At 61.9% G+C, this 25,855-nt stretch carries 25 protein-coding genes; 22 read left to right on the top strand and 3 right to left on the bottom strand.

Translation table 11 applies throughout. The features are described from left to right. The first annotated feature begins 1 nt into the window (after nucleotide 1). From NH195_RS17650 to NH195_RS17565, 18 genes are all read left to right on the top strand, one after another. Nucleotides 2-2,209, top strand: a complete 2,208-nt coding sequence (locus NH195_RS17650) for a PepSY domain-containing protein (RefSeq protein WP_066710125.1) — start codon at nucleotides 2-4, stop codon at nucleotides 2,207-2,209. After that, nucleotides 2,190-3,170 carry an FAD:protein FMN transferase gene (locus NH195_RS17645; RefSeq protein WP_066710121.1) on the top strand — a complete coding sequence of 327 codons (981 nt, stop codon included), beginning with the start codon at nucleotides 2,190-2,192 and terminating at the stop codon, nucleotides 3,168-3,170. Before NH195_RS17650 ends, NH195_RS17645 begins: the two co-directional genes overlap by 20 nt. A 5-nt stretch (nucleotides 3,171-3,175) precedes the next feature. Continuing rightward, nucleotides 3,176-5,083: a heavy metal translocating P-type ATPase gene (locus tag NH195_RS17640; protein ID WP_066710117.1), complete on the top strand. Its 1,908-nt coding sequence runs from the start codon at nucleotides 3,176-3,178 to the stop codon at nucleotides 5,081-5,083. Next, entirely contained in the window at nucleotides 5,080-5,781 is a 702-nt protein-coding gene (locus NH195_RS17635; RefSeq protein ID WP_066710113.1) for a VIT1/CCC1 transporter family protein, read from the top strand. Before NH195_RS17640 ends, NH195_RS17635 begins: the two co-directional genes overlap by 4 nt. A gap of 49 nt (nucleotides 5,782-5,830) precedes the next feature. After that, the gene (locus tag NH195_RS21320; RefSeq protein WP_155846223.1) at nucleotides 5,831-6,112 is read left to right on the top strand and encodes a hypothetical protein; all 282 of its coding nucleotides are present in this window, start codon (nucleotides 5,831-5,833) and stop codon (nucleotides 6,110-6,112) included. Further along, nucleotides 6,109-6,720 (top strand): hypothetical protein, encoded by a 612-nt coding sequence (locus tag NH195_RS17630; RefSeq protein WP_066710107.1) that lies wholly within the window; start codon nucleotides 6,109-6,111, stop codon nucleotides 6,718-6,720. The genes NH195_RS21320 and NH195_RS17630 overlap by 4 nt, the downstream gene beginning before the upstream one ends. Beyond that, complete coding sequence (locus NH195_RS17625) at nucleotides 6,681-7,520, top strand: hypothetical protein (RefSeq protein ID WP_162265893.1); 840 nt, start codon at nucleotides 6,681-6,683, stop codon at nucleotides 7,518-7,520. Before NH195_RS17630 ends, NH195_RS17625 begins: the two co-directional genes overlap by 40 nt. Before the next feature lie 290 nt (nucleotides 7,521-7,810). Further along, nucleotides 7,811-8,269 carry a hypothetical protein gene (locus tag NH195_RS21315; RefSeq protein ID WP_155846221.1) on the top strand — a complete coding sequence of 153 codons (459 nt, stop codon included), beginning with the start codon at nucleotides 7,811-7,813 and terminating at the stop codon, nucleotides 8,267-8,269. Nucleotides 8,270-8,329: 60 nt separating this feature from the next. Then, nucleotides 8,330-9,391, top strand: a complete 1,062-nt coding sequence (locus NH195_RS17615; RefSeq protein ID WP_066710102.1) for a methionine ABC transporter ATP-binding protein — start codon at nucleotides 8,330-8,332, stop codon at nucleotides 9,389-9,391. Next, on the top strand, nucleotides 9,381-10,055 hold the full coding sequence (locus tag NH195_RS17610; protein WP_066710101.1) for a methionine ABC transporter permease: 675 nt from the start codon (nucleotides 9,381-9,383) through the stop codon (nucleotides 10,053-10,055). The genes NH195_RS17615 and NH195_RS17610 overlap by 11 nt, the downstream gene beginning before the upstream one ends. Before the next feature lie 33 nt (nucleotides 10,056-10,088). After that, entirely contained in the window at nucleotides 10,089-10,865 is a 777-nt protein-coding gene (locus NH195_RS17605; RefSeq protein WP_066710100.1) for a MetQ/NlpA family ABC transporter substrate-binding protein, read from the top strand. A gap of 427 nt (nucleotides 10,866-11,292) precedes the next feature. Continuing rightward, a complete protein-coding gene (locus tag NH195_RS17595; protein ID WP_238379802.1) occupies nucleotides 11,293-11,787 on the top strand; it encodes a TRAP transporter small permease in 495 nt (164 codons plus the stop codon). Then, nucleotides 11,787-13,088, top strand: coding sequence for a TRAP transporter large permease (locus NH195_RS17590; protein ID WP_066710092.1), 1,302 nt, complete (start codon nucleotides 11,787-11,789; stop codon nucleotides 13,086-13,088). Before NH195_RS17595 ends, NH195_RS17590 begins: the two co-directional genes overlap by 1 nt. 19 nt (nucleotides 13,089-13,107) lie before the next feature. Then, on the top strand, nucleotides 13,108-14,121 hold the full coding sequence (locus tag NH195_RS17585; protein ID WP_066710090.1) for a TRAP transporter substrate-binding protein: 1,014 nt from the start codon (nucleotides 13,108-13,110) through the stop codon (nucleotides 14,119-14,121). A gap of 107 nt (nucleotides 14,122-14,228) precedes the next feature. Further along, entirely contained in the window at nucleotides 14,229-15,221 is a 993-nt protein-coding gene (locus NH195_RS17580) for a VOC family protein (RefSeq protein ID WP_066710081.1), read from the top strand. Continuing rightward, entirely contained in the window at nucleotides 15,222-16,730 is a 1,509-nt protein-coding gene (mhpA, locus tag NH195_RS17575) for a bifunctional 3-(3-hydroxy-phenyl)propionate/3-hydroxycinnamic acid hydroxylase MhpA (protein WP_066710079.1), read from the top strand. 2 nt (nucleotides 16,731-16,732) lie between these two features. Continuing rightward, complete coding sequence (locus NH195_RS17570) at nucleotides 16,733-17,587, top strand: fumarylacetoacetate hydrolase family protein (RefSeq protein ID WP_066710077.1); 855 nt, start codon at nucleotides 16,733-16,735, stop codon at nucleotides 17,585-17,587. A 45-nt stretch (nucleotides 17,588-17,632) separates the two neighbouring features. Further along, nucleotides 17,633-18,424: a DNA-binding transcriptional regulator gene (locus NH195_RS17565; protein ID WP_066710074.1), complete on the top strand. Its 792-nt coding sequence runs from the start codon at nucleotides 17,633-17,635 to the stop codon at nucleotides 18,422-18,424. Nucleotides 18,425-18,428: 4 nt separating this feature from the next. Here NH195_RS17565 and NH195_RS17560 read toward each other — a convergent pair whose 3' ends face one another. Next, nucleotides 18,429-18,974: a carboxymuconolactone decarboxylase family protein gene (locus tag NH195_RS17560; RefSeq protein WP_066710072.1), complete on the bottom strand. Its 546-nt coding sequence runs from the start codon at nucleotides 18,972-18,974 to the stop codon at nucleotides 18,429-18,431. 145 nt (nucleotides 18,975-19,119) lie between these two features. Here NH195_RS17560 and NH195_RS17555 point away from each other — a divergent pair, with 145 nt between their 5' ends. Continuing rightward, entirely contained in the window at nucleotides 19,120-19,707 is a 588-nt protein-coding gene (locus NH195_RS17555; RefSeq protein ID WP_157779882.1) for a glutathione S-transferase family protein, read from the top strand. A gap of 242 nt (nucleotides 19,708-19,949) precedes the next feature. On the opposite strand, the gene NH195_RS17550 is transcribed toward NH195_RS17555, so the two are convergent. Further along, a complete protein-coding gene (locus NH195_RS17550) occupies nucleotides 19,950-20,864 on the bottom strand; it encodes an AraC family transcriptional regulator (protein WP_066710066.1) in 915 nt (304 codons plus the stop codon). Between the two features lie 55 nt (nucleotides 20,865-20,919). Further along, a complete protein-coding gene (locus NH195_RS17545) occupies nucleotides 20,920-21,963 on the bottom strand; it encodes an alpha/beta hydrolase (protein ID WP_202906526.1) in 1,044 nt (347 codons plus the stop codon). Nucleotides 21,964-22,310: 347 nt separating this feature from the next. Here NH195_RS17545 and NH195_RS17540 point away from each other — a divergent pair, with 347 nt between their 5' ends. The 3 genes from NH195_RS17540 to NH195_RS17530 all read left to right on the top strand — a co-directional run bounded on the left by NH195_RS17540 (nucleotide 22,311) and on the right by NH195_RS17530 (nucleotide 25,847). Beyond that, a complete protein-coding gene (locus tag NH195_RS17540) occupies nucleotides 22,311-23,291 on the top strand; it encodes a substrate-binding domain-containing protein (RefSeq protein ID WP_157779883.1) in 981 nt (326 codons plus the stop codon). Nucleotides 23,292-23,377: 86 nt separating this feature from the next. After that, the gene (locus NH195_RS17535; RefSeq protein ID WP_066710060.1) at nucleotides 23,378-24,874 is read left to right on the top strand and encodes a sugar ABC transporter ATP-binding protein; all 1,497 of its coding nucleotides are present in this window, start codon (nucleotides 23,378-23,380) and stop codon (nucleotides 24,872-24,874) included. Further along, nucleotides 24,867-25,847 (top strand): ABC transporter permease, encoded by a 981-nt coding sequence (locus NH195_RS17530; protein WP_066710058.1) that lies wholly within the window; start codon nucleotides 24,867-24,869, stop codon nucleotides 25,845-25,847. Before NH195_RS17535 ends, NH195_RS17530 begins: the two co-directional genes overlap by 8 nt. Nucleotides 25,848-25,855: the final 8 nt, after the last annotated feature.

Genomic DNA, 25,855 nt, shown 5'->3' with positions numbered 1-25,855 from the left:
CATGATCCGTGCACTCCATCGCTGGCCGGGTCTTCTGGCCCTCGCGCTCGTCACCATCCTGAGCCTGAGCGGCGCGGCGCTGTCGGTCTTCCCCGCGGCCGAGCGCATCGCCGCGCCGCAGGCAGAAGCCGGACTGACCGTTGCCTCTCTCGCGGACCGCATCCACGCGGTCTATCCGGGCGTCGAGCAGATCCGCCGATCACCCTCGGGCCGGATCACCGCCTACTGGTTCGATCAGGGTGCGCCGGGCGCCGCCGTGATCGACCCGGCGACGGGCGGGGGCGTGGCCTCGGCCGACCCGAACCAGGCCGAACGCTGGCTGACCAACCTGCACCGGTCGCTGTTCCTCGGGGATGGCGGCCGCATCGCAATGGCTGCAGGGGCTGCCGCCATGCTGGTCCTCTCGCTCTCCGGTGCCGCGCTTGTCGTGCGGCGGGCGGGCGGATGGCGGCACTGGTTCGCGCGCCTGCGTGGTCCGCTCGTGGGCAGGCTGCACGTCGAGATCGCCCGGATCGCCGTCGTCGGCCTCGTTCTGTCCTCCACGACCGCCCTCTGGATGACGGCGTCTACCTTCGATCTCCTGCCGGATGGAGGCGCCATAGCGGCCGCCCCGACCGAAGTCAGTGGAGAGACGGGGTTCACGCTGGACCGGATACCCACGCTGCAGCAGACGCCCGTCGCCGAACTGCGCGAGCTGAGCTTTCCTTATCCCGGCGATGCGACGGACGTGTTCACGCTCAAGACGGACCGGGGAACCGGATACCTCGATCAGGGCGACGGGGCGTTGCTGGCCTGGGCCGACCTCACGGGGTGGGAACGCGTTTCCGAAACCATCTACATGCTGCACACCGGACAGGGCGCGGCGACGCTCGGCCTCGTGCTCGGGCTCATGGCGCTCAGCGTACCCGCAATGGGCGCGACCGGCGTCCGGGTCTGGCTCGCCGGGCGACGCGGTCGGCCGCGCATCCGGGGCAATCAGCCCGTGGGACGCGCCGAGACGATTCTGCTTGTCGGGAGCGAGGGCGGCAGCACCTGGGGCTTCGCCGCGACCTTGCAGGCCGTACTGACAGAAACCGGGCAGAGCGTCCATGTCGGCCCGATGTCGGCCTTCACGCCGGAGCGCTACACCAGCGCCCAGCGGATCATCCTGCTCGCCGCGACCTATGGCGACGGGGCGGCGCCCGCGTCGGCGAAAGGCTTTCTCGACCGGCTGAACGCGTCTGACCGCGCGCCGAACATCCCTCTGGCAGTGCTCGGCTTCGGCGACCGGAGCTTTCCGGCCTATTGCGCCTTCGCCAAGGACGTCGCGGCAGCGGCGCAAGCGAAGGGCTGGCCCGAACTGCTGGCTCTCGACACCATCGACCGGCAATCGCCGCAGGATTTCGCGCGCTGGGGCCGCGCGCTCGGAGACGCGCTCGGGATCGACCTCGCCCTGTCGCACCAGCCCGTCCTGCCCACCACCGAGACGCTAACCCTCGTCTCGCGGCGCGACTACGGCGCCGAGGTGCAGGCGCCGACGGCGATCCTGCGGTTTGCCCTTCCCCGCGTCTTGCTCTGGCAACGGCTGATCGGGGGCGGCTTCGCCCGGTTCCAGGCGGGCGACCTGATCGGCATTCTGCCCAAAGGTGGCACCGTCCCGCGGCTCTATTCACTCGCCTCTGGGCGCCGCGACGGCTTCATCGAAATCGTGGTCAAGAAGCACCCCGGCGGGCTCTGCTCGGGTCAGCTCACGGCGCTGGAGCCCGGCGACACGGTGAGCGGTTTCCTGCGCCCCAACCCCGGCTTCCGTCCGGGGCGGAGCCGGGCGCCGCTGATCCTGATCGGCGCGGGGACCGGCATCGGGCCGCTTGCGGGCTTCATACGCGGCAACGCGCGTCGCAGGCCCGTTCACCTCTTCTTCGGCATGCGGCATCCCGACAGCGATTTCTTCTACGGCGAGGACATCGCCGGCTGGCAGGACGAGGGTCGTTTGACCGGGCTGGTCACGGCCGTCTCACGCGGGGCGCGTCCGCACTACGTGCAAGACGCGCTGCGCAGCGAGGCCGCCCAGGTCGCGGACCTCATCCGCAACGGCGCCCGCGTGATGGTCTGCGGCGGGCGCGACATGGCAGCCGGCGTGGCCGACGCGCTGGCCGAGATCCTCGCGACCTCCGGGCTGACGCCGGCGGTCCTGAAGGCGGAGGGGCGGTATGTCGAAGATGTCTACTGAACGGGTGAAGGTTGCCCTGAACGGACCGACGATGGGCACGCGCTGGTCCGCGTTGTTCTTCACGGAGCCCGAATTTGACAAGGCCCCGGTCCGCGCGGCGCTGCAGGGGGCCGTGGACGAGGTGGACAGGCAGATGTCGACCTGGAACGCGGGCAGCGACCTGATGCGGGTCAACGCGGCGCCGGTGGGCGAATGGGTGGCGGTGCCTGCGCAACTGGCCGCAGTCCTGCGCCTTGGCCTCGAGATCGGGCGCGCCTCGGGCGGGGCGTTCGACATCGGCATGGGCGACGCGGTGACGGCCTGGGGCTTCGGGCCCGGGGATGCAACATCGGCTGGCATCCGCGCCGCGATGCAGACCGCGCGCCGCCCGGCACATAAGGTGCTGGAGAGCGATGGCGACAGGTTCCGCAAGGCCGCGCCCATCGCGCTCGACCTCAACGGTATCGCCAAAGGCTACGGCGTCGACCGGCTCGCCGAGACCCTGCGCGATCATGGGATCGCCGATGCCCTTGTCGGGATCGATGGCGAGATGCGTGCAATGGGCCTCCGGCCGGACGGCGAGGCCTGGACGATCGCGGTCGAGGCGCCGGACGCCAAGCGCCGGACGCCGCATTCGATCCTCGCGCTGCAGCATGCCGCCGTCGCCACCTCGGGCGACTACCGTCACTGGATCGAGGTGCAGGGGCGCCGCCTGTCGCACACGATGGACCCGAGGCGCGGTGCGCCGCTGATCGCATCACCGGCCTCCGTCACCGTCGTGGCTCGAACCTGTGCCGAGGCCGATGCGTGGGCAACCGCGCTCATGGTGCTCGGGCCGGACAAAGGAGCCGAACTCACAAGAAAACAACGGCTCGACGCCCTGTTTCTTGTGCGTAATGATATAGGAAACGTAAGGAGCGTAGGAGTCGGACGACTGTTTTCCGAAGAGCCAGCGGCAATCGCCTCAGCCGAGGGGAAATGAGCCGTATGGAACAGAACCGCACCGATCGCATCAAGACCGCCATTCTGCTCATTGTCGCGACCGGCCTGATTGCGGGACTTGCCTTCTACTTTTCCGGCCGACCCAACGCTGCGAACCTGATCTGGATCGCCGGCGTCGTTCCCGCGCTCGCTGCGCTCGTGGTCGAGATCCTGCGCAGCCTGCGCTCCGGCGAGGTGGGCCTCAATATCGTCGCCGCGCTGTCGATGTCGGCGGCGCTCGTCTTCGGCGAGACCCTCGCCGCGGCAGTCGTCGCGGTCATGTACTCAGGCGGCACCTTCCTCGAAGCCTTCGCCGAAGGCCGTGCCCGGCGCGAGATGCATGACCTTCTCTCCCGCGTGCCCCGGACGGCGACCCGGCACCGCAACGGCGGGCTGGAGGAGATCCCGCTCGACGACATTGCGCCCGGCGACCGTCTCCTGATCCGGCAGGGCGACATGGTGCCGGTAGATGGTATGGTGGCCTCGGAGACGGCCTTCGTCGACACCTCCGCGCTGACCGGCGAATCCCTACCGGTGCGCCTCGCCCACGGCGCCGACGCCATGAGTGGCTCGACCAATGCGGGCGAAGCGTTCGACCTGACGGCGACGAGAGAAGCCAAGGACAGCACCTATGCCGGGATCGTCCGGCTGGTCGGGGAGGCGCAGGCGTCCAAGGCGCCGATGTCGCGGCTGGCCGACCGTTGGTCCCTAGGGTTTCTGGCGGTCACGGTCAGCATCGCCTTCGCTGCGTGGTGGTTCACTGGCGATCCGATCCGGGCCGTCGCCGTGCTCGTCGTCGCCACGCCCTGTCCGCTGATCCTTGCTGTGCCGGTCGCGCTCGTCGCTGGTCTGTCACGGGCCGCGCATTTCGGAGTGCTGATCAAGGGCGCAGGACCGCTCGAGACGATGGCACGCATCCGAACGCTGATCCTAGACAAGACTGGCACGCTGACCGACGGCCGCCCGCAGATCGTCTCGATCGACAGCCACGACGGCATGGCGGAGGACGACATCCTGCGCCTCGCGGCATCGCTCGACCAGGCCTCGAAGCATCCGGTGGCGCAAGCCATTGTCGCCGCCGCGAAGGAGCGGGGCTTCGCCTTGCCCGTGCCGTCGGACGTGGCCGAGATCCCGGGCGAAGGCGTCGAAGGCCATGTCGAGGGCCGGAAGGTCATCGTCGGTGGCGACGGCTTCGTGGCCTCGCGCGTGGGGCGCCAGCCGGGCGATCATTCCACCATTTCCGCCGGTTCGGTCCTGGTCGCTGTGGCGGTCGACGGTCACATGGCGGGGCACCTTGTCATGTTCGATCCGCTGCGCGATGGCGCGGGCGTGATGCTCGACGGGCTGCGGCGGGAGGGGATCATTCGCATCCTGCTCGCCACCGGCGACCGCGCGGACGTGGCTGAGCGCGTGACCGAGGGGCTTGGCCTCGACGGGTTGCGCGCCGGGCTCACGCCCGACCAGAAGGTGCTGCTGGTTCTCTCCGAGCGCAAGCACGGACCGGTCATGATGGTGGGCGACGGCGTCAACGACGCGCCGGCTCTCGCGGCGGCCGATGTGGGTGTAGCGATGGGCGCACGCGGGACTGCAGCATCGGCGGAGGCGGCGGACGTCGTGCTGCTTGTCGACCGTATCGACCGGCTCGGGCCAGGGATCGAGATCGCGCGCGGCGCGCGCCGCATCGCTGTCGAAAGCGTTGTCGCCGGGATCGGCCTGTCAGTCATGGGCATGATCGCGGCGGCTTTCGGCTATCTTACTCCGGTGCAGGGGGCGCTCCTGCAGGAGGTCATCGACGTTGCAGTGATCCTGAACGCCCTCCGCGCGCTGCGCATCGCGCCCCATAAACCCACCACTCCGGAACCAAAGGCTGTCTCCTCCGCGCAGGATGACATCGCGCAAGGAGCCACGCCATGAGCCGCCTCTCGCATTCCGAAATCCACATGGTGCATCGCATCGGCTGGCTGCGGGCCGCCGTTCTCGGCGCCAACGATGGGCTCGTCTCGACCGCGAGCCTCGTGGTCGGTGTCGCCGCGGCAGGATCCGGAAAGCCTGAGGTCCTGATCGCGGGGTTGGCTGGCCTCGTGGCCGGTGCGATGTCCATGGCGGCAGGAGAATACGTCTCGGTCAGTTCCCAAACTGATGCGGAACAAGCCGATCTTGCCCGCGAGACCCGCGAGCTGGCGGAAGCGCCCGAGGCGGAGCTCGAGGAGCTCACCCAGATCTACGTGGACCGGGGGCTCGATCGCGACCTCGCAGAAAAGGTGGCCCACCAGCTGACCGAACGCGACGCGCTCGGATCGCATGCCCGCGACGAACTCGGCATCTCCGAGACAGTGACGGCCAGCCCGATCCAGGCGGCGCTGGTCTCAGCCCTCACATTCGCTGTGGGTGCGGTCGTTCCGCTAATCGTCGTTCTATTGGCGCCCGAAACGTGGATCGCGCTATTCGTGGCGGCACTGACAATCGTCGGCCTCGCGGTTCTCGGCGGTCTGGGCGCCTCCGCCGGCGGCGCTAGTGTCGTTCGGGGCGCTGCGAGGGTCACGCTCTGGGGCGCTCTCGCAATGGCAGCGGCAGCTGCGGTCGGAGCGCTTTTTGGCGTATCGGTGGGGTAGCAATTATTGCGCTGTTGGTTGGGCGCCATTACGTCTTCAGGTAGATGATTTGAACCGTTCTGAGCTGCAGTGGCTGGTCAGTTCTATCGTGCAAAATACCGTCTCGAGTGGTTCGAACGAAGTGGGAGGCCTTGCTGTTTTCGCGACAAATGTGGCCTGCTCCGAACGTGGTCAGGTGGTCGCCGCTCTGCGCGAACTGATTTATGAGGGGCGTTTTTATGTAAAATCTATCTCATCTTGGGACGGGCGCTTTGCAATTATCTTCAAGGGGCGCACTGGGGGCGCTCTTTCATCACTGCGGCAGCTTATGGGCTTCGCAATGGAAAAATGAGTTATATCAGCAGCTACGCCGACGTAATGTCTGCGCGTGCGGGCGGGGGAACTGGTGCGGCAAGTGCCGCTCGATCTGCCGCGAAAGGCAACTTCATTGGCTTTATCATCGCCGCAAGCTTTGACGTTTCGGATTTCGTTCAGAGTGAAGACCCTGAAAAGAATTGGGGCGATTTGTTGGGTGCGCTCGGTGTAACCTTCGCCAAAGTATGGGCCGCTGGCTTCGCAGGCGTCATGATTGCTGGGGCTATTGCTGCCTCTGCCGCCGCAGCGCCGGTTATTCTGGTGGTGGGGATCGGACTCGGTGTGTCGATCGTCGTCGGCGTCCTGCTCGATAAGATTGATCAGTGGCTGGCGGTTAAGGAACGCGCGAGCCGTATCGGACGTGTCTTTGCCGGAGCGGTGCCGCGTGGACTACGTGCTATCACAGCATTTATCGAAGAGATCGCCACAAATGTGGATTCTCTTCTTGACCAGTGGTATGCCGATTTTGAGCAACATTTGCGTGAAAATGACCCTTTGGGGCATTGTGCGCTTTTCTGTTCTGACCCGCTCGACCAACTGGATGCATGGATGCATGGATGCATGGATGCGAGGCATGGGTGGTAGGGGAGTGTATTGACGTGAATGCCTCGATCCAGTCACGCGAAGAGCTCGAGCGTCGCAAGCTGCGCACCAATATCCATACGCTGATGGTGCTTCCGGCATTGATAGCAGGGCTAAATGCCTTTTCTCCGCAATCACAGGGACTTTGGATTGCGGGTGCTTTTGTGCTGTTGGCTGTATTGGCACCTTTGGCAACCTGGCCGCTCAGGAGGCACGGAAGCTATCGCCCCTCTTATGCCACGGGCAGTTTGTTACTTTTGAATGTTTTCTCTATCGCGGCTTTCCTGGCGCTGCCTTTGGCTTGGCTGTCGCATAATGACCGTTTATTTTGGTCTTTGTTTCTCGCGATGGTGCTGGCGGTCTTGCTCGTGGGGCTTGCTGGAGTGTTGCGGTATAATTCTGTCGCTCATGCTCAGAATCTCAAATCTCGCTATCAGACGGTGGCGGGTCAGATGATTATTCGTTCACGTCCGACCCCACACTGGGGTATGAAGCGGGAGACAAAGAGCGTAACTGATATTTTCCTAAAAATCGCATTTGGATTTTACGCTCTGGTTATCGGCCTCGGCGTGCTGATGGGGGGAGGATCAGGGATCATTATTTTACGGATCATGCAATATATCCTGCCCATTGGAGGCGAGATTGATCAGCATGCCACGGTGATGGCGGGGGTCGCCTTCGTGGCATTGCCTGTAATGGGGTTTTTCTTAGCTCCGTTGTGGGGTGGGTGGCGATCCTTGCGCAAAATTGAAGGCCAAGCGCAAACTGAAAGTGGGAAGCTCGACATTTTTTGGCAAAACTGAATAACTTGTCCCGCTACTGTTTCGGCTTGTCCTGTGGGAGCAAGGCGGTTTTGGAAGCAGGGTCAAAAATGCGTGACGTTTGGGTCGGATTTGAATGACGTGGTGGGGCAATTTCTCTAGGTTTTATCCATCGGTTGAGTCAAAGGTTCGCGACGTTTCACATCTCTTGTTGAACGTCACACGAAAACGACCTGATCCTCAGGTTTGTGACCCAATTTGACGGTTTGGCGAAATAGCGTCAGTCAGAGGCAGCCTTTGGCGAGGCGTTGCCGGGATGAAAGACCACGGCCGTGCGCGAATTGATCCGCGAGTACAGCGCCGAAATCCAAACCGATCCCAAACACGAGATTTGCAAGTACATTGGGCTGCAGGTGCCATTCGTCGGCGACCATGAAGTTCGTCTGGGCGGCGACCTTGCGAGCTCTCGGCTCGAGACAGGAGAATTAGATGCAGGTAATAAACCAACCTTTTTCAGGTCAACTTGGGGATTGTTTTATGGAGTTGCTTGCCCCAACCTCACCGGTGGTGGCTTGTGGGCGAATTGCGAAAGTTCGGTGCACACGCGAACCGCTACCAAGGCCAAAGGCCGATGGAAATTCAACGGATATTCAGGGCGCAGCGTCTGCAAGGCTCCCCAGCCGGTGCGCTGCTGGATTTTGCTGTCGTCACTCTCATCGGTGAGCATGGGCAAGCGCCGGGACGTTTCGACGGGCAGGGGCAGGCTTGGTTTCTTGAGTCGCGCGGCTTGAACCTTGGGGCGCATTCAGGTCTACAGCCCGGGATAGATCAGGGCCTTTGGAATCAAAACCATGACCTCATACGACGGCCAAGCGGCCTCCATCATATTCGACACGGTCGGAAAATCCTTTGCCAAACCGGGCGGGGGAACCGTTTCCGCGATCAGCGATGTCTCCCTGACCGTCGGGGCCGGGACCATCACCGGCATCATCGGCCGTTCGGGCGCGGGCAAGTCCACGATGTTGCGCATGGTCAACGGGCTAGAGCGTCCGACCTCTGGCAAGGTGCTGGTCGGCGATCAGGACGTGGGTACCGCGCGCGGCGCCAAGCTGCGGGCCATCCGGCGCGACGTCGGGATGATTTTTCAGCATTTCAACCTCCTGTCCTCGCGCACCGTCTCCGAGAACATCGCTTTGCCGCTGGAAATTGCGGGCATTGGAGGCGCAGAAATCAAGACCCGCGTGGCCGATCTCGTTGACCGTGTCGGGCTGACGGCGCAGGCGGATCGCTACCCGTCCGAATTGTCCGGCGGCCAGAAACAGCGCGTGGGCATCGCCCGTGCTCTGGCGACCGAGCCGAAAATCCTGCTCTCCGACGAGGCCACCTCGGCGCTCGATCCGGAGACCACGCAAACCGTGTTGTCGCTGTTGAAAGACATCAATCGCGATCTCGGGCTGACCATCCTTTTGATCACCCATGAAATGGCCGTGGTGCGTGACATCGCCAGCCATGTCGCTGTGATCGAGGGCGGCCAGATCGTTGAGGCCGGCACGACCTATGACGTCTTCACCGCGCCGCAACATCCGACGACGCGTTCTTTCTTGTCGGGCGTGACGGGTGTCACCTTGCCCGCCTTTATCAAAGATAAAATCATCGCTGAACGTCCGACGTCGGGCGGCGAGGAAGTGGTGCGCGTGACCTTCTCCGGCAAACATGCGACCGATCCGATGTTGGCGCTTTTGACCCGCGATCTAGGGATCGAGGTCAATATTCTCGCCGGTGCGGTCGAAGAGATCGGCACCCAGCCCTTCGGTAATCTTCTGGTCTCGCTCGACGCCGCCAAAGGCGATGAGGCGCGGGCCTATCTGGAACGTCACGGGCTTTTGACGGAGGTGCTTGGCTATGTCGGCTAATCTCATCAACCTTTTGATCGAAGCGACCGGTCAGACACTTTACATGGTGGCGATCTCGACCTTTCTGGGGACGGTGTTCGGCCTGCCTCTGGGTGTGTTTCTGGCAATCTCCCAGCGTGGGGAGCTTTTGTCCTCGCCTTGGGTGAACAAGGTTCTGGGCCTCGTGGTCAACGCCACGCGGTCCGTGCCGTTCATCATTCTCGTTGTGGCGATCATCCCCTTCACCCGCGCCATTGCGGGCACCTCGATCGGCACCACCGCCGCGATCGTGCCGCTGACCATCGCCGCTGTGCCCTTCATCGCGCGGCTGGTGGAAAATGCCATTCGCGAGGTCGATGGCGGGCTCATAGAGGCGGCGCGCGCCATGGGGGCGACCCCGTTTCAGATCATCCGCAAGGTGCTGATCCCCGAAGCCTTGCCTGCGATCACGCTAGGCCTCACGCTCGCCGTGGTAAGCCTCATCGGCTATTCGGCCATGGTCGGCGCCGTCGGTGGCGAAGGGCTTGGCGATCTCGGCATTCGCTACGGTTACCAACGCTTCATGCCCGATGTCATGGCCGTGGTGGTCGTCATTCTCATTGTTCTCGTCCAGCTTGTGCAGTCCATCGGTGAATGGATTGCCGCCCGCGTGGACAAACGTGCGCCCAAGGGGCGTGGTCAATAACCCTATCCGAACCGCATCATAAGGAGTTTACACATGCTGCGCGTTGCAACCCTTTCCTCCGTGCTGGCTCTGATGGCCTCCGTGGCCATGGCCGAAGAGATCAAAGTCGGCGTGTCCCCCGGAGAACATGCTGAAATCATGGAAGAAGTCGCCAAAGTCGCCGCCCCGATGGGCCTCGACATCGACGTGGTGGAATTCTCCGACTACGTGATCCCGAACACCGCGCTGGCCGATGGCGACATCGAAGCCAACTCCTTCCAGCACGTGCCCTATCTGGACAACCAGATGAAGGATCGCGGCTTTGAGCTTGTTGTCGTGGGCAACACGATCACCACGCCGATGGGCATCTATTCCGACAAGATCGAAGATCTCGCCACCCTCGAAGACGGTGCAAAAGTCGCGATCCCGAACGACCCGACCAACGGCGGCCGTGCTTTGTTGCTGTTGCAAGACCTCGGTCTCGTGACGCTCGCCGAAGGCACCGGCCTCGTGCCGAGCCCGCTCGATGTGCAGGACAACCCCAAGGGCCTCAAGTTCCTCGAACTGGACGCCGCCCAACTGCCGCGCACCCTGTCGGATGCCGACATCGCGATCATCAACACCAATTACGCCATCGCTTCGGGTCTGAGCCCGAAAGACGACGCCATCGCAATGGAAAAGGCCGACAGCCCCTATGTGAACGTGATCGTCGTCCGCAAGGGTGACGAGGACCTGCCCTGGGTGAAAACCCTTGTGGAGGCCTATCACTCCGATGAGGTCAAAGCCTTTATCGAAGAGAGCTATGACGGCGCGGTGATCACCTCTTGGTAAGAGGCCTCTGTGGCATGGCTCAGGCGACGTCTTGACCGTTTCACCTGCCTGAATACCGAAACGCCGCCCTGCATCGGGCGGCGTTTTTCATTTGCGACGAGACATATCCAAGGTCCGTTTTTTGGCATTCCACATCAGCAAGCGAAGAGAGGTCTGCCTGCCCGGGGTGTTTGCTGCGGACGCGGCAAAACCATTCTGAAACACCGAGAGGGGATCAAACGAAAGACCATCGAAATGTGGCGCCTGATCTCCCTGAAGATGCCGTCGTCCATGCGTCCGCCAGATGGACACATCTTCCTTCCGCGTATCTTTTGACTGAACACGTTCCTTATTTTCGGCCAAAAGCGTTTGGGAGGAACGCAATGAAAACGCATCACACCTGCATGACTGCGGGCATCCTGCCATCCCGGAGACACGAGGGAAAAGAATGGCACGCATGACCCGGCTTACTTTCAAGAAAATCATCTCGAACGGCTTCCTGGCAGGCGCCGGGGTTTGTTTCCTCTTTGGGACAGGCGTGACTGTGGGGGATGTCGCCCTGCGTGCGCTTGCGGACAAGAACATTCCCGGCGCGATCGAGATGACGTCTCTCTCCATCGGCCTCGGCGCGCTTCTGTCTATGCCGGTTTGCTATGCCAAACGCACCCATGTGACGGCCAAGTTGCTCTCCGAGCTGTCGCCGAACCGGTTCACCTATCCGCTTGGAGTGGTGGGTGCGATCGCTTCGACCGTGTTTGCGGCGTTGCTGGTCTGGATCGTTGCCGAAAATGCCATCGGCAAGATCGGCTCTCCTGAAACGACAGCCGATCTTGGCTTGCCGATCCCGGTTCTGATCACGCTTGCCGCACTGTCGCTCGCGGCCTGTCTGGTTGCCGCATTGGCCGGACTGCGCTTTGCGCTGCGCAATGAGAGGGATTGGTGATGAGCGGACTTCTTTTGGGCGGCCTCGGCTTTGCCGCGGCCATTTTGATGATCTTTCTCGAAGTCCCTGTCGCCGTGGCTCTGGGTCTCGTCGGTATCCTCGGTTCGGCCATGATCATCGGCGCCGACGGGGCCATGGCCATCGGTGCGACGACAACCTGGGACAGTCTGACGAACTACACGCTGACCATGCTGCCGCTGTTCGTGCTCATGGGCAACATCGCCGCGCGTTCCGGTCTCTCGGCAAAGCTCTACCAGTCGATGTCGGTTCTGATCGGTCATCGTCGAGGGGGGCTGGCTCTGGCGACCATCGGGGCGTCGGCCGGTTTCGGGATGATCTCAGGCTCCTCGCTTGCCACCACCGCGACCATGGGCCGGATCGCCATGCCGGAAATGCAAGACGCGGGCTATTCGCGCTCGCTTGCCGCAGGTTCCGTTGCCGCAGGCGGCACTCTGGGCATTCTGATCCCGCCCTCCACCGTGCTGGTGATCTATGCTTTCATCGCGGAGCAGTCCATTCGGGATCTTCTGCTTGCCACTGCCGGGCCGATCTTCCTTGCCGTGCTGCTCTATTGCATGGCGATCTGGGTGCCGATCTGGTTCGGCTGGTCCACCGCGCCGCAACGCGCCCGTGCCAATGCCCATGAGCGCACCCTCGCCCTCAAGGAACTTTTGCCTCCCGTCGGCATTTTCGGCCTGATCATGGGCGGTCTCTATTCCGGCGTCTTCACCGCCAACGAAACCGCAGCCATCGGCGCCTTTGTCGTGCTGCTCTACGGCCTGCTGTCTCGCCGACTGACCCTTGAAGGCATGTTCTCCGCCCTGATGGATACGGCGATGACCTGCGGTGCGCTTTATCTCGTGCTGATCGGGGCGAACCTGTTCAATTTCTTTCTGGCGCTTTCCGGTCTGCCGTTCTCTTTGACGGGCATGTTCTCCGGCATTCTCGATCAGCCGCTTCTGGTGATCCTGCTGATGCTGGTGATCTACCTGGCGCTCGGCACGCTGATGGACAGCCTTGCCATGCTGCTGCTCACCGTGCCGCTTTTCGTCCCCATCGCACAGGCCGCCGGAATCGACCTCGTATGGTTCGGTATCTTCGCGGTGATGGTCGTCGAGATGGGGCTGATCACGCCGCCTGTGGGGATGAACCTCTTCGTGCTCAAGACCGTCCAGCCGGACGTGAAACTGACCGAGCTTTGGAAAGGTGCCGCGCCTTTCGTGATCGCCGATTTCATCCGCGTCGCCATCATCATCGCACTTCCGGCCATCGTGATCTGGCTGCCCTACAACGCCTTTTAAGAACATAAGGGAGGAAACCATGTTCAACCGACTGCACATCAAGACGCTTCTCAGCGCAAGCGCTGTCGCTCTTGCCCTCACCGCCACCGCGACGCAGGCCCGCGAGCTGCGCGTCTCCGTGCATGAACCGGCGCAGGGGTTCTATTCTTCGAAAGTTCTGCAACCCTGGATCGACGAGGTAAACGCGAAACTGTCCAGTAAAACCAGTCTCAAGCTTTATCCCGGCGCAATTCTCGGTGCGCCGCCCGCGCAGGCGGAACTGGTTAAGGCCGGGGTGGCCGATATCGCGCTTGTGGTGCCGAACTACACGCCGGGCCTCTTCCCGCTTACGGGCGTGGTCGAACTGCCGGGTCTTGTGGACAAAAGCGCGACCGGGGCCAATATTCTCAATACGCTGGCCGAAGACGGCGCGCTCGATGCGGAATATGCCGATTACAAGGTGATCGCGCTGTTCTCAACGCCCGCCTACCGTTTTTTCATGACCGACAAACCGGCGGAAACCCCGACAGATCTCGGCGGGCTGAAACTGCGCTCGCCGTCGAAATTCGGCTCGGCACTCTTCGATATGGTCGGCGCCTCCGGCGTCGGGATTCCGGCCCCGCAGGTCTACGAAAATCTGGAGCGCGGCGTCGTGTCCGGCGCGGTTTGGGTGATGGATGCCTATCGCACTTTCCGTCTCAACGAGGTTGCACCCTATGTTTCGACAACGGGCTTCATGTCTTCGCCCATGTCCATCCTGATGAACAAGCGGACCTATGACAGCCTGTCGGATGCGGACAAGGCGGTGATCGACGAGATGTCCGGTCGCGCGACTGCGGAATGGATCGCCTCTGTCGTCGATCAGACCGATGCAGAGATCGAAGCGGCCTTCCGCGAAGACGACAAGGTGACCTTCATCGACCCGGACGCCGCGGGCATGGCCGCCTGGGCCGAAGCTTTTGCCGCAGCGCCCGCACTTTGGGTGTCCGAGCAACCGGACCCGGCGGCGGCGCAGGCGGCGCTGGACCGCGCCCATGAGGTTGCCGGGCACTGAACATCACAGGCCCTGTCCGCTCTTCGGACGGACAGGGATCCCGCCTCGGGGTCAGGGAGCAGATCCCCTAAACTGAGGCATTCCGATTTCAACCAATGGAGACAACCATGGCGATCATTGCTCTGGGCTATCTCGGTGTGCGCTCCGACAAGCTCGACGACTGGTCCGATTTTGCCGGCAAGCTGCTGGGCATGCAGAAGATCGACCGCGGCGGCAAGGCTGTTGCCTTCCGCATGGACGACAAGATGCAGCGACTTCTGGTGTCCGATGAACCCGGCGAAACGCTGGCGTTTCTGGGCTTTGAAGTGGCGGCCAAAGACGATCTGCAACTCTACGCCGGGCGCTTGGACGCCGCTGGCGTCAAGGTCACGCTGGGTTCGAAAGAGCTGTGTGACCGGCGTTTTGTCGAGGGGCTGATCTGGTTCGAGGACCCGGGCGGAAACCGGGTCGAGCTGTTCTACAATCCGATGATCGCTTCCGATCCCTTCGTGCCGGGCCGTCCGATTGATGGGTTCAACACAGGCCCCTTGGGCATGGGGCATGCGGTTTTGCACGTCAAAGACATCGACGTGATGATGCCGTTTTACCGCGATCTCTTGGACTTTCATGTGTCTGATTACGGTCTCGAACCCTATGGCCTCTACTTCTTCCACCTGAACGACCGTCACCATTCCTTTGCCATGGTCGGCTCCGGTCAGTTGGGCTTTCACCACTTCATGGTCGAATTCCAGAACCTCGACGATCTGGGGCAGGGCTATGACCTCGCCCAGATGGATGAGGGCCGCGTCGCCTATACGCTCGGGCGGCACACCAACGATTACATGACGTCCTATTACGCCCATTCGCCGTCGGGTTTCTTTGTTGAAAACGGCTGGGGCGGACGGCTGATCGACCCGGAAACATGGGAACCGCATCAAACCCATGACGGGCCGAGCTTCTGGGGGCATGAGCGACTTTATCTCACCGAAGAAGGCGGGCGCAAACGTCTGCGCGATATGCGCCTCGACGCCGCTGAACGCGGCCGTCGCAGCCCGCCGATCGCGGAATGTCCGTGGCTCTACGGTGAACTTGCCAAAAAGAACGCAGCAGGGAGAACATAAATGGAGCATTTTGACGTCGCTATTGTGGGCTACGGGCCTGCGGGCGCCACGCTGGCACATCTGTTGGGGGCCTGCGGGGTGAAAACCCTCGTGCTGGAACGCGAGAGCGCCCATTATCACCTGCCACGTGCGGTGCATTTCGACGCCGAAGTCATGCGGGCTTTCCAATGGATCGGCATCGCTGACGAGATGGCGCCGAAGACCCATCGCCACCCCGGCATGCAATTCGTCGACCGGGACGGCAAGATGCTCCTCGACTGGCCGCGTCCGCAAGGCGAAGGGCCGCAGGCGTGGAATGCGAACTACCGCTTCCACCAACCTGACCTCGAAGAGCTTTTGCGGGACCGTATGGCGGATCGCCCGGAGGTGACCGTGCGGTCGCGCTGCGAGGTGTTCAATATCGACGACCAAGGCGACAAGGTCGAGTTGCGCTACGAGGACATGACCAAGGGCAAGGTGCATCACGTCACCGCCAAATATGTCGTCGGTTGCGATGGCGCGCGCTCCTTGGTGCGGCGGTATATCGAAAGCGATATGGAGGATTACGGATTTCACGAACGCTGGCTCGTGGTCGATGTGATCCTCAATGAGGACAAGCCGGAACTGGGCGATCACTCGATCCAGTATTGCGTGCCGGAACGTCCCGCGACCTACGTGCGCACGCCCGGGATGCGGCGGCGGTGGGAGATCACCGTGCTGCCGGAAGAGGCAAGCCATGAGATCGCCAAGCCGGAATGCGTTTGGGAATTGCTCTCGGACTGGCTCAAACCCGACGAGGCCGAGCTGGAGCGCACCGCCGTCTACACCTTCCATTCGCTCGTCGCCAAGGATTGGCGCGAAGGGCGGCTGTTGCTGGCGGGCGATGCCTGTCACCAGACCCCGCCCTTCATGGGCCAGGGTATGTGCGCGGGCACCCGCGATGTGGTGAATCTCTATTGGAAACTCGTGCTGATCTGCAAAGGTCTGGTCACGGGAGAGGAAGCCGAAAAGCTGCTCGACACCTATGAGAGCGAGCGCAAACCCAATGCCGCCGAATACATCAAGACCGCCGTGCGGCTCGGCGGGCTGATCAACACGGTCGGCACCGAAGAGGCGTTGCGCGCCGCTCTGCCCTCCGCCGATGGTTCGGCTCGCATGGAAAGCATCGCGCCGCCGATCGGGCCGGGGCTTGGCGATGGCAGCAACAAGGCCGGGCGTCTTTTCGGTCAGCCGCGGATGAGCGATGGCGCACGGATGGACGATGCCTTCCCGCACGCTTTCGTCGTCGTGGCCGAAGCCGATCTGGCCGAGGGGCTGACGCTCCCGGATGGCGTGGGGCTTGTGACCTCCGACAACTCGAACGCCGCCGATCACCTCGCCCGTCTTGGGGCAAGGGCCACCGTTCTGCGTCCCGACCGCCACACTCTGGGCGGGGCCGACACAAAAGCGGAGCTTGAGGCGCTGATCGCTCGCATCCTCCCCAATCCGCTTCAACCTTCTTCTGAAACGCAACAACCGGAAATGGCTTAATCATGAAACTTTGCTCTTTCACCAAAGACGGTGTGTCCTCCTACGGCCTCGTCAACGACTCTGGAATCGTCGATCTCGGCAAACGCTTCGACGCGCCGACGCTTCGCGACTTCCTTGCCACGGGCGATATGGCGGCGGCTGAGAAATTTGTGTCCGCCGATGCCGATTACGCCTTTGACGACGTGAAGCACGATCCGGTTATTCCGAACCCGGACAAGATCATCTGCGTCGGTCTGAACTACCATGCGCATATCGAGGAAACCGGACGCGAAGAGACCCCGAATCCTGTGCTCTTCGCCCGTTATCAGGGCTCTCAGATCGGCCACAACGAAGCGCTGATCAAGCCGCTCGAGTCCGACATGTTCGACTATGAGGGCGAAGTTGCCGTGATCATCGGCAAGGAGGGCCGCCGCATTTCCGAAGCGGACGCGATGGATTATGTCGCGGGCTACGCCTGTTACAATGACGGTTCCGTGCGCGACTGGCAGAAGCACACGCATCAGTTCATGCCGGGCAAGACCTTTGCCGGCACCGGCGCCTTTGGTCCTTGGATGACCACCGCCGACGAGATCTCGAAGACGATTGGGGATCACACCAAGATGCGCCTGCAAACCCGCCTCAACGGCGAAACGGTTCAGGACACCACGCTTGACATGCTGGTGTGCTCGATCCCGCGTCTGATCGCCTATTGCTCCACGATCCTGCCGCTTTTGCCCGGTGACGTGATCGTCTCCGGCACGCCGGGTGGGGTTGGCGCGCGCCGCAATCCGCCGCTGTTCATGAAAGACGGCGATGTCTGCGAGGTCGAGGTCTCCGGTGTCGGCGTGCTGTCGAACCCGGTGAAGGCCGAAGTCTGACATCGGCTTCTGGCGCTTTGGCGGGCGCTGTGAAATGGTTGTCCAATGACCAACGAAACAGCCCCGCCGAAATTATCTCAAGGTTCCGTGCGATCTCTCGCGCGGGGCCTGACCATTTTGCGCTATGTCAACAAGGTTGGCGAAGCGCGCCCGGGCGAGATTGCCAAGGCGCTCGGCATTCCGCGCCCCACCGTTTACCGGCTGTTGGAAACGCTTGAGGAACTGGGTTACGTTGCCTTTTCCGCGACCTCGAACTATGTCCGCGTCACCCGGTTTGCCGCCGCCTTGGGCGATGGTTCTGCCCTGACTTCTGAGATCACCCAAGCGGCGGGTCCGATCTTTGGCGAATATGCCAAACGCGTGGTCTGGCCGCTCGATCTCAGCGTCTACAACAACGCCGCCATGGTGGTTCAGGAAACGACCCACGGCCGCTCGCCTTTGTCCATCGACCGGGGCATGACCGGGTTTCGCATGCCAGTGCTGCGCACCTCTGCCGGGCGGGCCTATATGGCCTTTTGCCCGGAGCAGGAACGCAACCTGATCCTCGATCATCTGCGTCGCCTCAATGTCGAGGAAGACCGGCCCTATCTCGAGGAACCGATGTTGTCGCATTTGCTGGAGGAGACCCGCGCCCGTGGCTTTGCCGTGCGCGACAGTGGCGAATTCCGGCTGGAGACCGCCTCCATCGCCGTGCCGATCCTGTCGCGGGGCGTTGTTCTGGGCTGTATTTCCCTGATCTGGATTCGCAGCGCCATGACCACGCGACGTGCGATAGATGACTACGGCACCGCATTGCAGGAGATTGCCGACAAGATCTCGGCGTCGCTGCCGGATTAAGGCTTCAGAGCGGGTTTGCCTCGATCTCGGCCGCGATCTTGTCGTCGACGGGTACGTCGTAGGTCATCAGGATCGTGCCCAGTACCGTGTAGAACCCGACCGTGGCGATGATGTCGAACACGGCCTTCTGACCGAAGACCTCCGCAAGGCGACGCTCCAGCGCTGCGGGAAGCTTTTGATGGTCGATGATCGCATCGACCGCCTGCGCCAACAACGCATCATCACCTTCGGGCGTGGCCAGAACCGCCTTGATCCGATCATCACCCATGCCCAGTGCTCGCGCGCGGGACACGTGGTGCGCCCATTCATAGGATGAGCCAAGCCGCACCCCGGTGCGCAGGATCACGATTTCCGAATTCTGGGCCCCAAGCGTGCTGTCCTTGACGATATGCTGACGCAAAGGCGCCCAGGCGCGCAGCAACTCCGGGTGATGCGCCATGGTGCGATAGACATTCAGAGCCCCCGCGAACCCTTCGCGCAAATCGGCAATCTCGTCCGGCCAGTTTCCATCTGTGAGCGGAGAGATCGTATCTGGATCGGTGCTGGTCATATGGTCTTCCCTTTTCACGCGAGAAAGCCTTGGAAGCCGCAGAGGTCCAAACATATTCTCTCAGATGTCCGTATCGTGGACGCGCGTTGCGCAAAGGCTGCACGCCCGCGGTTGTTCTGCTCTGATGGCGACACAGGAGGCCTTCATGAAATTCTATCACTCACCCGGATCGTGCTCCGAGGGAATTCTTCTTTTGCTCGAGGCTTGTGGCGCTTCATACGAAGTGATGCCCACGGATCTCAAGACAGGCGCGCATCGCGATGCAACCTATCTTGCGCTCAATCCGAAGGGCAAGGTTCCCGCGCTCATGCTGCCCGATGGGACGGTGCTCACCGAATGGCCCGTTATCGCCTATTGGCTCGCCAAAACCTACCCGGAGGCCCGGCTTTTGCCTGCGGGTCTGGCAGAAGAGGTCGCGGTGATGGCCTTGACCGAACATATCGTCTCTGGCCTTCACATGCGCGGCTCTGTCTTCGCCATGATGCCACAGAAATTCGTGTCCGACGCGGCGGCTCAAATGGAACTGAGACGCCATGGGCAAGAGGTCGTACAGACGGGATTCGCCATGCTGGCCAGGCAACTTGGCGATAAGGATCATCTCTTTGGCGGGTTTTCCATAGCGGATGCGGCTGCGTATTATCTCATCTCATGGAAAGACAGGATCGGCGTCGAACCTCCGGCCATGCTCGAAAGCTATTATCTTCGTCTCAAGCATCGCTGTTTGAAACCGTGACGGTACGACTTTGTCGACTGAGGAACGGAGCGATCGGAATTGATACGCGCCCCATGCGGGGACAGATTGTGCGACGTTTGGGGATGTTTCTGTGCGAGCCAGTAAATCGAGCCTGGAAATGAAGATAGCGTTCTGAGCCAAAGGTCAGTTCTCCGGGGCCTCTCGGGCATTCAAGGCTTTCCCGACAAAAGGCCGGTTCGGGGTGTATGGTCTTGCCAGATCGCCCCGAACGAAAGTTCGCGCTACTGCGCAACAGCAAGTCGCAACTGATCAATATCACGTTTGGGCGGATTGCCGAAAAGCCGGGCGTATTCCCGGCTGAACTGCGACGGGCTCTCGTAGCCGACACGGTAGGATGCGGTGGCCGCATCCAGGTGATCATTCAGCATCAACTGTCGCGCTTCGTTGAGACGGAGCCACTTCTGGTATTTGAGGGGGCTCATGGTCGTCAGGTCGCGGAAATGCTGGTAGAAGGTCGAGGCACTCATCTGCGCGCGCTCGGCCAGATGCTCCACACGGAGCGGCTCGGCATAGTTCTCCTTCATCCAGTTCAGCAGCGACAGGATCCGCTGGTTCGGATTGCCGGCGGCCACGAACGACCACATGCGGGCTCCCTGATCGCTCAGCAAGAGGCGATAGTGGATCTCCTGCAGGATCAAGGGGGCAAGCACAGGGATCGCGTCCGGTTCGTCGAGCAGTGCGACCAGCCGTTCGAGCGGCGAGATCAGCTCAGGTGTCACAGTCCCCACCGCGACGCTGCGGCGGTCTGCCCGCTGGCTGGGCGGGATCACGTTGCTGGCCACCATTTCGGCCAGCATCCGTTGGTTGAGTTTCATCACGAGGCCCAGACAGGGTGCGTCCGGGCTGGCCTCGATGATCTGTGTCTGTCCGGGAATTTCCAGAGATGTGATGAGAAAGCCCGAAGGGTCGTAGCGATGCGGCGCGCCACCGACGACCATCTGCTTTGCACCCTGTGCCACGACCAGCAGCGCAGGCTCGACCAGACAGAGATCCGGCTCGGTCGGTCGGGTGCGCCGGAAGAAACTCAGCCCGTCGATCGGGGTGGAGACGTCCTCCGACGTGCCACACCACACTTGGATCATCCGGGCCAGCCTGCTATGCGGCGCCTGTCCGAACTGGGGCTCGCGGTGGCTCATGTGAATGGTTCCAAATCGTGAAGCCGGACCACCCGGAGGCGGCCCGGCCAGTTTATCACAGGTTTTCAGTGAAAAAACGGGTGAACTTGTCGAAGGGGATCTTGTCCATCTGATCGTAGAGGTCGGTGTGCGTCGCATCCTCGACGATGAACAACTCCTTGGGGTCTGCCGCATTGGCATAGGCGGTCTCGCTGAAGTAGAGCGAGTGTGCGGCCGAACCATGGACCAGCAGGACGGGGCGCGGTGCGATCTCGTCGATGTAGGTCAGCAGCGGCATGTTCATGAAGGACAGCGGCGTGGTCAGCGTCCAGGACCCGTTGGAGTTGACCGAACGGGGATGAAAGCCACGGTTTTCGTCGGTGTAATAGGCCGCGTATTCCTTCACGAATTGCGGGGCGTCCTCCGGAAGATTCTGCAGCGCGGTCGGACCGTAGGCGGCGGTGCCAGACTCTGCATCTGCCCAGCGGAGGTCGTTCAGCGCCTTGCGGCCTTCGATGCGCTGGTCCTTCGTGGTGCTGTCGAAGTAGCCTTGCGACATCATGCGGCTGATGTCGTACATCGTGGTGGCGGCGACCGCCTTGATACGGGTGTCGCCTGCGGCAGCGTTCAGCCCCATGCCGCCGAAGCCGCAGATGCCCAGAATGCCGATGCGTTCGCGATCCACGTCGGGCAGCAGCCCCAGATAATCGACGGCGGCGCTGAAATCCTCGGTGTTGATTTCGGGCGAGGCCAGATTGCGGGGTTCGCCACCGCTTTCACCGGTATAGGATGCATCGAACGCCAGAGTGACGAATCCGCGCTCGGCCAGCACCTGGGCATGCAGGCCCGACGATTGTTCCTTGACCGCACCAAAGGGACCACTGATGGCGATGGCTGCAAAGGGGCCTTCGGTCTTGGGGGTATAGAGATCGCCCGCCAGGGTGATGCCGTAACGGTTCGTGAAGGTCACCTTCTTGTGGTCGACCTTGTTGCTCTTCGGGAAAGTCTTGTCCCAGTTCTGAGTGAGTTCCATCGTGTGTCCTTTCAAAATCCGCGCGCAAACAGGCGCATCTGCGTTGAAGGTTAGATAGGTTGGTGACGCGCGGAACAGATAGACCATTCCGACCCGATCATTGCCTGATCCTCCGAGGGGCGGGCTGAATTGCAAAGAATGGTTCTCTGCGCGCAGGCCTGCCCCTTTGTTCCACGGTCACCAAGGGGCGTAGGGACGGCATATCTCTTAAAAGCTGATGCGGCAGGGCGGTCGGCGATGAAGAGAAGAATGTTCCTTGACAGGTCGAATTATATAAATAACATTTGTGAAATAAATAACATCAGGTCAGTGGCCTGGGAGAGGAGCCCTGGTGGGGAACGCGCATGAAGGGCGCGGGTTTGGAGTGGTCCTTCTGGAGGAGAGGGGCTTTTTGTGGAGCATGCCTGGAGGCATGCCCGTCATGGGAGGAAACTATGAGAAAACTTATGCGCGGCCTGTCGGTCGCGGCCTGTAGCATTGTGTTTGGCGCATCGCTGGGCGCAACGGGTGTGTCGGCTCAGGACGCAGCCCCTGAGATCAAGGACGAATACCGCTTCGTGATGATCCCGATTCTGGCGCAGGCTTGGTTCGACATCGTTCATGATGCGGCGGCGGATTCGGCGGAACAGTTGAGTGCCCAGCTTGGCACCAAGATCACCATCGATTACCAAGCCCCGGCGCAGGCCGATCTGGTCGAACAAAACACGCTTTTGGAGCGCGCCATCGCGACCAAACCCGACGGCATCGCCATCGACGCCATCGACGTGAACGCCAGCATGCCGATCCTCAACGAAGCCCGTGATCGCGGCATCCCGGTCGTGCTTTTTGTCTCGACCGCGCCGCAGGGCTCGCAATTCACCTATATCTCCAATGACTTCTACGATCAGGGGCGGATTTTGGGCGAGGAGCTTTTGAAGCGTATCGACAACAAGGGCAAAATTGCGATCCTGCACGGGGTGCCGACCAACTCCGCCCATGCGGACCGCTATGACGCGCTCAAGGACCTGTTCGCGCAATACCCGGATGTCGAGATCGTCGACGAGGGCTTCGATTATGACGATGTGCAAAAGGCCCAGACCGAAGCCTCGCGCATGTTGGCGGCCAATGCCGATCTCGACGCCATCGCCGTGGTGGATGCCGCGGGTCCCGTTGGTGTGGGACTGGCGCTGCGCGAAGCGGGGCGTGTCGGCGAGGTGCAATTCGTCGGCATCGACGATGTGCCGCAGCTTCAGGAACTGATGCGTGACGGGGTGCTCGATCTCTCGATTGCCACCCGCCCTCGTATGATCGGCGAATGGTCCACCGTGGCGCTGATGCTTCAGAACATGGGCGTGGAAACGCCGTCCTGGATCGACACGGGCATCGGTTACATGACGCCCGACATGGTGGCGAACGGCAATATCGACGGTTTCTGAGATCCGATTGTCGGACATGACACCGACCGGGCGCATCTCTGCGATGCCCCGGTCTCACTCTCAGGCCAATCTCAGGGAGACGCGACATGAGTCTTTTGGAAGCCCGTGGCATCACCAAACGCTTTCCCGGCGTGGTGGCGCTTGATGCGGTGGACTTGCGGTTCGAACGCGGCGAAGTGCATTGCATCGTCGGCGAAAACGGCGCGGGGAAAAGCACGCTGGTCAAGGTGCTGACCGGCATCTACCGACCCGACGAGGGCGATCTGCACTACGATGGTGCGACGCCTCCGGCGATTGGCTATGTGCCGCAGGAACTGAATCTGTTCGACCATATGACCGTGGCGGAAAACATGTTCCTGCCGCTGGGAAATGGCGCGCTGTTCCGGCGCAAGGCGCTTGAGAAGGCGGCACAGCCCTTTCTTAAGGACCTGAAGATGACCTGTGCGCCGGATGACATGGTGCGCGACATTTCGGTGGCCGAAAAGCAGCTTTTGCAAATCGCCCGCGCGCTGGCGAGCCGCCGATCCGATATTCTCATCCTCGATGAACCGACCGCCTCTCTGACCGCGACGGAAATCGAACGGCTCTTTGCGATTGTCGAAGAGTTGCAGGCCCGCGGCACGGCGATTGTCTTCATCACCCATCGGCTCGACGAGGTGATGCGGCTGCATTCCGTGGTCTCCGTGCTGCGCAACGGCTGTGTTGTGGGTAACTCCGATGGCGAGGAGGTCTCCGAGGCCTGGATCGTCTCCAAAATGACCGGCAAGGAGATGGACCTGAGCACGCTCTACCGTCCGCGTACCCCGCGTGGCGACCGTGTGTTCCGCGTCGAAGGGCTGTCTGGCGACGGCTTCGAAGAGGTTTCTTTCGATCTTCACGCGGGTGAAATCCTCGGCTTTGCCGGGCTGGTGGGCGCCGGGCGCTCCGAAGTTCTGCAAACCCTGTTCGGGATGCGCAAACCGACAACGGGGCAGGCGTGGTTCGACGGTGAGCCATGGGTGTTCAACAAACCGGCGCGGGCGATTTCCAAGGGGGTGATGTATCTCTCCGAGGAACGCAAGGCACATGGGATTTTCCCGCATATGTCGGTGCGTCAGAACGTCGGCGCAGGCTTGCTGCGCGACGTGGCGCGGCTGGGGGTGGTGTCGGACGCGCGTGAGGCGCAGGCCGCCGCCAAGATCATCGGCGACTATCGGGTCAAAACCGCCTCGGCTGACACAAAGATCATGAACCTCAGCGGCGGCAATCAGCAAAAGGTGCTGATTGGGCGCGGCCTCATGGCCAATCCGCGGGTGATGATTTTCGACGAACCGACGCGCGGCATCGACGTCAACGCCAAGGACGAGATCTACCGCCTGATGCAACGGGTGGCCGAGGACCAAGGGATTGCCGTGGTGCTGATCTCCTCGGAAATCGAAGAGCTTTTGAAATGCAGCAACCGGGTTCTGAGCCTCTATGACGGGCGGATCAACGCGGAAATTGCGGCAGAGAATTTGAGCGAGGAACGCTTGCTGTCCTCGATTATCAATACGGGCGGCGCCTTTGATGCGACGACCGCAAACAGGGAGGAAGCCCATGTCTGACGGGCTGGTGAACATGACGCAGAGACGGGGTTTCAATCTGAAAGACGGCGGCCAGATCGTCGGGGTTCTGATCGCTTTTGTGGTGATCTGTGTGGTCGCGTCTTTGGTCGCGCCGCAGTTCCTGACGAGCTACAACATGACGATCATTTCCCGCGATCTTGCCTTTATCGGCATTGTAGCCATCGCGCAGGGCATGTTGCTTTTGCTCGGCGACATCGACGTTTCCATTGGCGCAATCGCGGGGCTGTGCGGCATCGTCTGCACCAAACTTCTGGTCGATGCGCAGCTCGATCCGGCGCTCGCCATTTCGGCGGGGCTGGCGGTCGGGGCCATTGCGGGCGCCATCAATGGTACGATCATCACCATGTTCAACCTGAACTCTCTGGTGGTTACCATCGGCATGCTCAGTGTCTATTCGGGTCTCAACCTCTGGATCACCAAGGGCCGCACCATCGTGGGCCTGCCGAAAGAGGTGACGGTTCTGGGCGGCGGTACGCTCATGGGGGTGCCGGTGCCGGTCTATATCATGGCGGGCGTGTTTCTGGTGATCCTGTTTCTGACCACGAAAACGGTCTACGGGCGGCGTCTCTATGCCGTGGGCAACAGTCGCGAGGCCGCCAAGATCATCGGCATCCACGAACAACGTGTTCGCATCACCGCCTATGCCGTGGCGGGTGCATTGGCCGGGCTGGCGGGGATGCTGTTGTGCTTTCGCCTTGTGTCGGCGCAGGCCTCGATGGGGCAATCCTGGCTTTTGCCGTCGATTGCCGCGCCTGTCATCGGCGGGATCGCCACCACGGGCGGCATTGGCACGATCTGGGGCGCTCTTCTGGGTGCGGCGATCATTGCGGTGATCGGCAATGTGATCGTGCTGGGCGGTGTCGACGTCTACCTGCAACAGGTGGTCACGGGTGCGATCGTGGTGATCGCCGTCGCTCTCGATGCCATCACACGCAAAATGGGCCGGGGGTAATCCCCCGC

This window comes from Celeribacter ethanolicus (assembly GCF_001550095.1).
GTDB lineage: Bacteria > Pseudomonadota > Alphaproteobacteria > Rhodobacterales > Rhodobacteraceae > Celeribacter > Celeribacter ethanolicus.
This window is presented reverse-complemented; position numbering and strand designations above follow the sequence as displayed.